This window comes from Ochrobactrum sp. SFR4 (assembly GCF_019730395.1).
In the GTDB taxonomy this organism is placed as follows: Bacteria; Pseudomonadota; Alphaproteobacteria; order Rhizobiales; family Rhizobiaceae; genus Pseudochrobactrum.
Window position 1 is genome coordinate 1 of the sequence record NZ_JAAPBB010000427.1, and the last position, 343, is coordinate 343.

A 343-nucleotide genomic window follows, 5' to 3' on the forward strand; every position below is an offset into this window, starting at 1 on the left:
CTCACTGCACGTCTGGCGCCACCGAGTGCCACCCATTGGTTTGGCACAGATGAAGTCGGGCGTGATCTGTTTTCGCGCGTGATTTATGGTGCACGTGCATCATGCGGCGCTGCCTTTATGATTGTGCTGATCTCGATGAGCATTGGCGTGCTGATCGGATGTTTGTCCGGCGTACTCGGCGGCCGTATTGATACCGGCATTATGCGTCTGATGGATGTGGTAATGGCCTTGCCGGCTCTGGTACTGGCTATGGCCTTGGCCGCAGCTCTGGGGCCAAGCCTTTTCAACTCAATGCTTGCTGTGGCGGTGGGTCGCCTCCCCCCCTATTGTTGCCTCGCCCGCG

Annotated in this window: 1 protein-coding gene; it reads left to right on the top strand. The window is 58.6% G+C overall.

Annotated elements, in window-relative coordinates:
- Window positions 1-343, top strand: a 343-nt coding sequence (locus HBA93_RS19675) for an ABC transporter permease subunit (RefSeq protein ID WP_221724413.1), incomplete at both ends; no start/stop codon positions are given.